The sequence below is a fragment of the Streptomyces sp. NPDC031049 genome (genome assembly GCF_055571015.1).
This window is the reverse complement of the sequence record NZ_JBVIGC010000015.1, coordinates 45,355-54,310: the sequence shown is the minus strand read 5'-3', so window position 1 is coordinate 54,310 and position 8,956 is coordinate 45,355. Positions and strand designations below refer to the sequence as shown.

Here is an 8,956-nt window from a genome sequence, read left to right as displayed (position 1 = left end):
CCCGAGGTGGGGGGGGGGGTTTTTTCCCCCACCCGGGGGGGGGGACACCAGGAATGGGGGTCTCCCGTGGGGGGGGGGGGTGGCCTTGCCCCCCCGCCCGACCCCGCCCCACCGGTGGGGGTGTCCGGAGCGCCGGCGCACCCTGCCGCGGTGGTGCTCAGTTCGCGGAACCGTTGAAGACGAACTGGGAGCCGGGTTCCTTCACGACGTCGCCCTCGGCCGAGCCGGTGATGGTGACGTCCGTGAGGGTCGCGCTGCCGCGGGCCCCGCCCATCGCGAGGATCCCGGAGCCGTTGTTGGACTTGTCGATGGTCACGTTCTGGATCTGCACACCGGGCGTGGCCCCGCCGCCCGTCTTGAACTGGATGCCGTCGTAGGTCGAGTCGTGGATGTCCGTGTCGCGGATGGTGACGCCGGGGATGTCGGGGCCCTGGGCGAACAGGGTGATGGCGCCGAACTCCTGTGCCTCGCCCCAGAACGCTCCGCCCGTGCGGTACAGCCCGTTGTTGGCGATCAGTGTCCTTCCGGAGAAGGGCAGCGGGTCGTGGTCGGTGGCGAGCATGATCCCCGGGTAGTTCATCGTGTCGGAGATCAGGTTGTTCTCGATCGTGTTGCCGTATCCGCCGTAGACGGCCACGCCGTTGGCCCGCCAGGGCAGCTGGATGGTGTTGTTGCGGAAGTGGTTGTCGTGGCCGATGTCGACCGAGGTGTCCTTCACGTACTTGCTGGCCCACACCGCGAGCGAGTCGTCGCCGGTGTTGCGGAAGGACGAGTTGTAGACGGTCGAGTTCCGGGTGCCGTTGGCGAAGTTGACGCCGTCGGCGTAGGTGTTGCGGATGCGTACGCCGGTGAACTCGACGCCGTCGCCGGGTCCCCACAGCTCGGGGATGTTGGAGTAGTCGCGGCCGACCCAGGCACCGACGTTGGCGTGCTCGATCCACACATTGCTGATCTTGGTGTCCTTGCCGAAGCGGCCGTTGAGCGCGACGCCGCCCTCGTGGCCGCCGTCGCCGCCGCGGATGGTGCCGGACCCGAAGACGGCGATGTCGGAGATCTTGGTGTTGTGGTCGATGTCGAAGCCGAAGTTGCCCTCGTGGGGGTGGTTGATGCCGCCGGCCTCGTGCGGCGGGGTCAGCGAGTACAGCTGGGAGTGCCACATGCCGGCGCCGCGGACGGTGACGTCGCGGATGCCGACCTGGTTGTACTGGCCCCGGTTCTGCGGGTCGTCGGTGAGGATCTTCTTCTCCTGGCGCCACTGGCCCGCCGGGATCCAGACGCAGGGGATCTCGCCCTTCTGGTCCGCGGTGACGGCGCGCTGGATGGCGTCCGCGTCGTCGATCCCGTCGTTGGGGACGGCACCGTAGGCGGTGATGGACTCGCACTCGGCCGGCTTGGCGGCCGGCGGTGCGACCTGCTCCAAGTCGATCAGGTCGATGATGTAGAAGGCGGCGTCGTCCCCCGCGTCGCGCTGGAGGCGGAAGTCGGTGCCGGCCGGGTAGGTCTCGGTGAGCAGCGCGTGGGACTCGTCGAACAGCCGCCGGGCGTCACCGCCGGGCCGGTTGGTCAGGCCCTCGGGGTCGTCGGTGGTGCCGTAGAGCCAGCTGTGCTTGGACGACAGCGTCAGCTTGCGCACGAACTCGCCGTCGGCGTACAGGCTGATGGTCTTCTCCTGGCCGCCGCCGCCCGGGGCGTCCGCGATGGAGTTGCGGACGACGATCGAGTTGGTGGGCGTGGTGGAGGTGAACTCGACGTACTCGCCGGTGGAGTCCAGGCGCACCGACTCGCGGCCGGAGGACTCGGTGGCGAAGTTGGTGTGTCCGAAGGTCCGCTTCGGGTCGGCCTTCAGCAGGGTGCCGTCGTACCGGCCGTCCTCCGCCTCGTACTCGACGTAGGGCACGGCCGCGCCGCGGCCGACGACGAGGGAGCGGGCGAAGGTGTTGTTGTCCTCGTCGGTCTCCTCGACCACGTCGGTGGCGTCCGCCGTGGCGGTCAGCGTGGCCCCGCCGCTGGTGGCGGTCCAGCTGCCGGTGACGGCGACGGTGGTCGTGCCGCCGGCGGGGATGCCGTCGGCGGTGCCGTCCAGGGTCGTGCCGTCGACGGTGAGGCGGGTGACGGACCCGGCGGGCGCCGGGCTGGTGCCGCGGTTGCGCACCTTGACGGAGAAGCCGACCTCGGCGCCGACGGCCGGAGCGGCCGGGTCGGTGGTGATGCCGGTGACTTCGAGGTCGGGTCCGGGGGCGCGGCCGACGTCCAGCGGGGAGGCGGCGTTGCGGCTGTTGTTGGTGTCGTCCAGCTCGGTGACGGTGCCCTCGGGGTCGACGGCGGCGGAGACGGTGTAGCTGCCCGCGGGGCGCTTGCCGACGTTCACCGAGGCCTTCGCCGTCGCTCCGGGGGCCAGCTCGCCGACCTCGGCGCTGCCGGCGACGGTGCCTTCGAGGCTCACGTCCACGGTGGTCGCGGGCGCGGCGGCGGTTCCGGCGTTGCGGACGGTCGCCTCGACGGTGACCGGGTCCGCCTCGGAGGGGGAGGCGGGTGACCAGGTCAGGTCGGTGACGATCAGGTCGGGGGCCGGGGCGGCCGTGCCGACCACCTCGAACTCGGCGACCTGTCCGCCGGGGGCGCCGGTGTTGCCGGAGAAGGCCAGGCGCACGTCCGCGTACCGGCCGGAGACACCGATGGTCACCGTGTTCTTGTTCTGCGAGGGGCTGAAGACGTAGTCGGCCCGGTCCTTCAGCGAGGTGAAGTTTGGCTGCCCGGCCTTGCGGCCCAGGACCTGGATGCTCTGCGTGCGCTCGCTCCAGACGGGATCGGGGTTGAGCTTGAGGACGACGCCGCTCAGGTCGGCGTCGGCACCGAGCTTCGCGGTCAGCGTGGAGGACTGGCCGCTCGCCTCCCAGTAGGTGGTGGTGCTTCCGTCGTTGGCGTGGGGCGCGATGTAGTTCTGGGTGTGCGACGACGCCTCGATCGGCTTGCGCAGCGCCAGGTTGGTGCCCGTGGGCGGCGGCTCGCCGGGCCCCGGGTCACCGGCGTCGCCGCGGACCTCGACCTCGGACAGCTGGGCGGCGTTCCAGCCGGTGTTGGCGGTGATCCGGACGCGTAGGTACCGCGCCTCGCCGGCCACGTCGAGCACGACGGTGTTGCCGGAGGAGGGCGAGAACGTGCGCGGGGCGGCGGTGGCCAGTGCGGTGAAGTCGCTGCCGTCGGTGCTGCCCTGGACGCCGAGGGTCTCGGTGCGCGCCTCCCACTGCGCGGGGAGCTTGAGCACCACCTCGTCGACGTCGGTCTTCCGTCCGAGGTCGATCTGCACCCACTGCGGGAACGAGCCCGCGGGGCCTTCCCAGTAGGAGGCCTGGCTGCCGTCGGTGACGTTGCGCGCCGGGTAGCCGCCGTGCGCTCCGCCGGCCGTCACGGGTCTGCCGAGTGCCAGGTTGGCCGCCTCCGCCGCGGCGTGGGGGGCCTCGGGGCCGTCCGCCGCGGCGTGGGCCGCCGCGGGGAGCGGCCCCGCGGCCAGGAGCCCCGCCGTCACCAGGCCGGCGCACCAGCGCCGGCCGCGATGCCTTCGTCTCATGTGCCCTCGCATCCCTTCCTGGGCGCCGGGCGACGGTCTCGTCGCCTGTTTTCCCGAGCACCCTTGAGAAGTTGAGTTGGGTTGTCGATTTCTTGCAATGACTGAGGGCACAGGTTTCTACCGGGTTTCGACTTTGTCAACGGTCCGGTACGCGACATCCGTTGCCGGCCGCTGGAGGGGGGCAACGGCCGTCGACCGCGCCGCTCGCGCCCCCAGCGCTCGCGTGGGCGTGCAGGAGGTCCGCGGGGGCGTTTCGTGGTGGGCTCGCTCCACTGCCGTGCTCAAACTGTGGTGTCCCACCACATACGCCGCTGACCTGCTCGTGAGGACGGTCGCCCTACCTGCTTTGATTCCGGGTTCGACCGGGAGCGTCGCTTGTCACGGCAGTTGGTCGAATGCCTGTTCGGCATCGGCTACGGCTTCGGGGTGGACGTCGTGGGCGGTGCGACCGTCGGCGATCTTCTGCCAGTTGGTGCGGGCGAGCACCCGTTGCACCGCGAGTACCTGGGCGGCCAGCAGGCGTGCCTGGATGTCGTCGCCGAGGGCGTCCGCCAGTGCCTCCTCGTCCTCGAGCTGGTACCGCGTGAGCCGTGCCGCCAGGCTCGGCGTGGTGAACACCAGCCGATGGAATGCCACCACCTCGGGATGGTCGTTGAGGCCGGTGACGGGGTCGTTCTGATCGAGGCCGGCCCGGAAGTGCTGGTGCAGCGCCGTCACCGGCTCGATGCCGGACTTACGGTCACGTACGACGCGTGCAGCCTCGCCCTGGTGATCCGCAAACCGGTACAGCACCAGGTCTTCCTTGGTGGGGAAGTACCGGAAGAGAGTCGGCTTGGAGACCTCGGCCGCCGCGGCGATGTCGTTGACCGAGACGCGGTCGAAGCCGCGCTCCAGGAACAGCGAGACGGCCGCGTCTCCGATGGCGTCGCGCGTCCGCTCCTTCTTGCGGGCACGCAGTCCCGTCAACTCGCTCATTTGACCACCGTAACATTTTTGCCCGGATTGCTTTTTTAACCGAGTAACGTTTTCATGGGCGGCATGAATCAGATGGACATTTCTCCCGTGCTCGTCACCGGGGCGACGGGCCGGGTCGGCCGCCTCGTCATCGACCGACTCCTCGACGCGGGCGTGCCGGTGCGTGCCCTCACCCGTCGCCCTGAGGCGGCGGCGACGCTGCCGGCGAAGGCCGAGGTCTTCGCCGGTGACCTCACCGTGCCCGAGTCGCTCGACCCGGCGTTGAGTGGCGCCGGTGCGGTCTTTCTCGTCTGGACCGCCCCGCCTCAGACCGCCGCGGCAGTCGTCGAGCGGCTGGCAGCCCACGTGCGGCGGGTCGTCTTCCTTTCCTCCCCGCATCAGACGCCGCACCCCCTCTTCCAGCAGCCCAATCCCATGGCGGTGCTGCACGCCGACATCGAGCGGCTCATCGCGGCCACCGGACTCGAGTCGACGATCATCCGGCCGGGGATGTTCGCGTCGAACTCGCTGGCCTGGTGGGCGCCCGCGATCCGGGCCGGCGACGTCGTCCGGTGGCCTTACAGCGCTGCCGAGTCCGCACCGGTCGACGACCGCGACATCGCAGCCGTCGCGGCGCGGACGCTCTATCAGGGCGGATACGTCGGAGGCGACTATGTCCTCACCGGCCCCGAATCGCTGACCCAAGCCGCGCAGGTGGACGTCATCGGTGACGTCCTGGGGCGCCGGATCGCATTCCAGGAGACAACGCCGGACGAGTTCCGAAGTCTGTGGGCGGGTACGGCGCCCAGCTCGGCCGTCGACATGCTGCTCGCCGCGTGGAGTGCGGCGGTCGGACAGCCCGCGTACATCACCACTGCGGTGGCCGACATCCTCGGGACGGCGCCGCGAACGTTTCGCCAGTGGGCCGTTGACCACGCCATCGCTTTCACGGAGGGTTCGTAACCTCGTCGATCACGACCTGCGCCCCAGGCCGCAGCCCTCAGTCCGCCGTCGCCCCGACTGAACCGTGCAAGGCGAGAACACCGCCTCTTCACCAGTCGGCGCCGTGTTCGTCCCGGCCGTTCACGCGCTGGATGCCGTGTGGCCCGGCGTCACCCCGCACCTGCCGCCCGTGGTCTCCTATCCCGTCGCCGTCGAGCAGCCGCCCGTGCCGGGTGAGCCGGCCGAAGCCGTCCGGCTGCGTCAGGTCATGGCCGAGACTGTCATCGCTACCAGGTGGCGTCGGGCAGCACCGTCGTCGACATCGGCACCGCTCGCCGGGCCTCGTGGACACCCACGTGGACCAGGCGCTCACCAAGGCGCGCACCGCACCCTCAACCGCTCCGCCGCCCACCCCGGTGTCCCGGATCTGCCGACCCGACGGGCGGGACACCGGGGTTTCGTCCTATCGGGCGATCAGCCGTCGAGGCGGAGTTCACCTGGCTCGTACCGGAGTTGGAAGGTCTGCGCGTGCTCTCCGTCCATCCAGTACAAGGTCATGGTCGACAACATGCTCCGCTTGATGTACCGGGTTCGCGAGGGCATCCCTTCGTCCTGCGCGACGATCCAAGCTTCCACGCGCTCCGGCAGCCCGAACCGCAACGCGTACGCCTCGGGGTGCACCGCGGAACGCAGTTCCCAAACAGGATGTGACGCGGGCTGATTGAGGCGGCGCAGGCGCACCGCGTGCGTGGGGTGCTCTCTCGCGTAGTCCACGAAGCCATACAGGTCATCCGAGGCCAGGCCCAGTACGAACGGCGCTGCGGGAAAGGCCAGAACAAGACCGAGCTGCGACCGGCTGTACAGCGCCTGCGCCAGGTGGTCGAGGGGGCCGCGAATCGGATCGGGCAGGTTCACGTCGCCGGGGTCCATGTCCAGCAGCGGGCCACGGAGACATGCCCGCATCTCGCGCACCTTCGGCCGCTCGGTCGCAGGGGCGGCCTCGAGGGCTGCGTGAATCGTGTCGGCTGTGTTCTTGACGAGATTCCGCAGGACGGCGAAGTCCGGAGCGGAGAGGTCGATGAGGGATATCTGGTGGGCCAGGGCGTAGTCCTGTGCTTCTGGGCTGAACCCGGACGTGGAGAAGATCGCGTAGCTGTAGCGGTATCGCGTCCGCGGTCGGCCGGTCCCCGGGGCGGTGAGCGTGGTCGTCTCGCCCTCGTTCACATCATGGATCACACCGTGCCCGTTGCGTACGGTGGGCAGGCCAACTGGAGTTGTGGTCAGGTACTTCGCCTCGACGAAGAGGCGGACGGGCAAGGAGAACGGCGGGACGTACCGGAACTGCCCGAGCGCGTCGACCTGGTGCCAGGCACCGCGTCCGCGGACCAGCAGACCGTTCTTGTCCTCCTTCAGGACCTTCCACGGCTCCTTGTCCTTGTCATCGTCTGCTGTGAGGACCTCGAAGCCGCTGGAGAGCAGCAGCCAGGCCAGCACCTCCTCCAGGAGGTAGCCGCGCAAGGGTCCTTTGCCGATCACTTTGCCTGCCACGCCGGCGATCTTATGTACGGCCCCGATCTTGGTTCCAGGGCGCCGACCGGTGCACTGATGCCGGGAACGACAAAGGCCCGGTGGTGCGCGCATCCGTAACCGTGCGCGCCGAAGGCCCCGGTGTCCGCCCGCCCTCACAGCGTTGCCTCCGGCCCGTGTCACCCCTGGTCACCCCAGGTTTCCCGGACAGGCCGCCGCGCGGGCAACGGGAAACCCGTCGACCCCTGCGACACAGCGAGGCAACTCTGGATCCGTCAGCACGGCAGCGAGATCCGGTGGTCGAGGGCTGACGAAGGCTAAGGGGGTTCGGGTCCGTGAGACGTGCGCTCATGTCTCTCTGCGCGGCGGTGGCGACCACCGCGGTCGCCGCGACCGGATGCGCCGGCGGCACCGGCGGCACCGGCGGCCAGACACAGCAGACACAGCAGTCGCGGCCCCAGCCGCTGACCTGGCAGCAGGAACTGCGCGTCGCCGACGCCCAGCAACGTCTGACCAAGCAGTGCCTGAACCGCCAAGGCTTCGACTACTGGGAGGACCGCCGGCTGACGCTCCGCGAGAGCCGTCCCGTGCGCTACGTCCAGGACGACGTGGAATGGGCGCGTACGTACGGGTACGGCGGCCGGATCTACGCGAAGAACGAGCGCGTCCGCGAACGCAACCCCAACGGCGTCTACCGACAGAGCCTTCCCGCGTCCCGGCGCACCGCCTTCGACACCGCGCTCGACGGCGGCGACAGCGCCCGGACGCTCACGGCACCGCTGCCCGGCGGCGGGGAGATCCGCAAACGCAGCGGCGGCTGCATGGAGGAGGCCGAGCGCACGCTCTACGGCGACCCGGCCGAGTGGTTCCGCACGAGCAAAGTCGTCACAGGACTCAGCGCCCTGTACGGCGAACAGCTCATGAAGGACCGCCGGCTCACCGCGGCCGTGCGGGCATGGTCCCAGTGCATGAAGGAGGCGGGCCGGCCCTACAAGGACCCGCCGGCGGCCCGCGATGCCGTCCGGGTCAACACGAGCCGGCTGGGAGCCCCCCGCGCCGACGAGGCGTTCGCCGCCGAGCGCGCGACCGCCGTCGCGGACGCGACCTGCGCCCGCGAGACCTCCCTGCGGGCCGTGGCCACGGCCCGGGAGACGTACTACCTGGACCGCCTGCGCGACCGGTTCGGCAAGGACATCGACACCCACCGACACCTCGGTCAGCGGGCCTACGACCGGGCGGTGCGCATCGTCGCGGAGCGCGACTGAGCACTTCTCGCTCCCGGACGGACGACGCACCGCCACCAGCGCACGACCCAGGCAACCACCAGCGCACCACCAACGAAACGAGGGAACAACACCATGCGCAAGTTCACCGTCACGGCGGCGGTCCTCGGGCTCACCGCCCTGGGCGTCGTCGTCCCCGCCACGGCCTCGCAGGCGGCCGAGAGCACCGTCGCCGGCCCCGTCTGCGACAGCAAGTGGGGTCCGCGCAACGGCAACATGTACGCCTGGCAGGACCTGGACTGCTCGGGCACCCTGCTGATCAGCACGCCGGGCAACAGCAGCTACTGGGGCAGTGCGGACAACGACGAGGCCACGTCCGTGATGAACCGCGGGTACACCGGCGGCCTCGACCACGTCGCGTTCTACCAGCACGCCAACTACGGCGGCGGCCACGCCTGCCTGGCCCCGGGCGAGCTGTACGCCGACAACCTGACCGACAACCGGTTCACCAACGGCGTCGGGGTGAACGACAACATCAGCTCGCACCGGTGGGTGACCGGGGGCGCATGCGGGTCCTTCCTGACCTGACCCGCCACCTCCCGCCCGGAGCGACCGCACAACTGAGCAACGGAGAACCGTCGTCCGGAATCGCCGACCCGCGGTTCCGGACGGCGGTGTTTCCGCCACACCGTGGGAAAGGTTTGGCTGGCCTGACCACCCCGGACGTAACCTGGGCATCCGC

6 protein-coding genes are annotated in these 8,956 nt (G+C 70.1%); 3 read left to right on the top strand and 3 right to left on the bottom strand.

Annotated elements, in window-relative coordinates; translation table 11 throughout:
• Positions 1-157: 157 nt before the first annotated feature.
• Entirely contained in the window at positions 158-3,568 is a 3,411-nt protein-coding gene (locus ACZ45Q_RS24295; RefSeq protein ID WP_468264913.1) for a CARDB domain-containing protein, read from the bottom strand.
• 378 nt (positions 3,569-3,946) lie between these two features.
• Positions 3,947-4,543 carry a TetR/AcrR family transcriptional regulator gene (locus ACZ45Q_RS24290; RefSeq protein ID WP_468264911.1) on the bottom strand — a complete coding sequence of 199 codons (597 nt, stop codon included), beginning with the start codon at positions 4,541-4,543 and terminating at the stop codon, positions 3,947-3,949.
• 63 nt (positions 4,544-4,606) lie between these two features.
• Here ACZ45Q_RS24290 and ACZ45Q_RS24285 point away from each other — a divergent pair, with 63 nt between their 5' ends.
• A complete protein-coding gene (locus ACZ45Q_RS24285) occupies positions 4,607-5,485 on the top strand; it encodes an SDR family oxidoreductase (RefSeq protein ID WP_468264909.1) in 879 nt (292 codons plus the stop codon).
• 453 nt (positions 5,486-5,938) lie between these two features.
• On the opposite strand, the gene ACZ45Q_RS24280 is transcribed toward ACZ45Q_RS24285, so the two are convergent.
• A complete protein-coding gene (locus ACZ45Q_RS24280; protein ID WP_468264907.1) occupies positions 5,939-7,012 on the bottom strand; it encodes a hypothetical protein in 1,074 nt (357 codons plus the stop codon).
• A 314-nt stretch (positions 7,013-7,326) separates the two neighbouring features.
• On the opposite strand from ACZ45Q_RS24280, the gene ACZ45Q_RS24275 reads away from it, so the two are divergent.
• Together ACZ45Q_RS24275 and ACZ45Q_RS24270 are read left to right on the top strand one after the other, a co-directional pair.
• Positions 7,327-8,256 (top strand): hypothetical protein, encoded by a 930-nt coding sequence (locus ACZ45Q_RS24275; RefSeq protein WP_468264905.1) that lies wholly within the window; start codon positions 7,327-7,329, stop codon positions 8,254-8,256.
• Between the two features lie 93 nt (positions 8,257-8,349).
• Complete coding sequence (locus ACZ45Q_RS24270) at positions 8,350-8,802, top strand: peptidase inhibitor family I36 protein (protein WP_468264903.1); 453 nt, start codon at positions 8,350-8,352, stop codon at positions 8,800-8,802.
• The last annotated feature ends 154 nt before the right edge of the window (positions 8,803-8,956 follow it).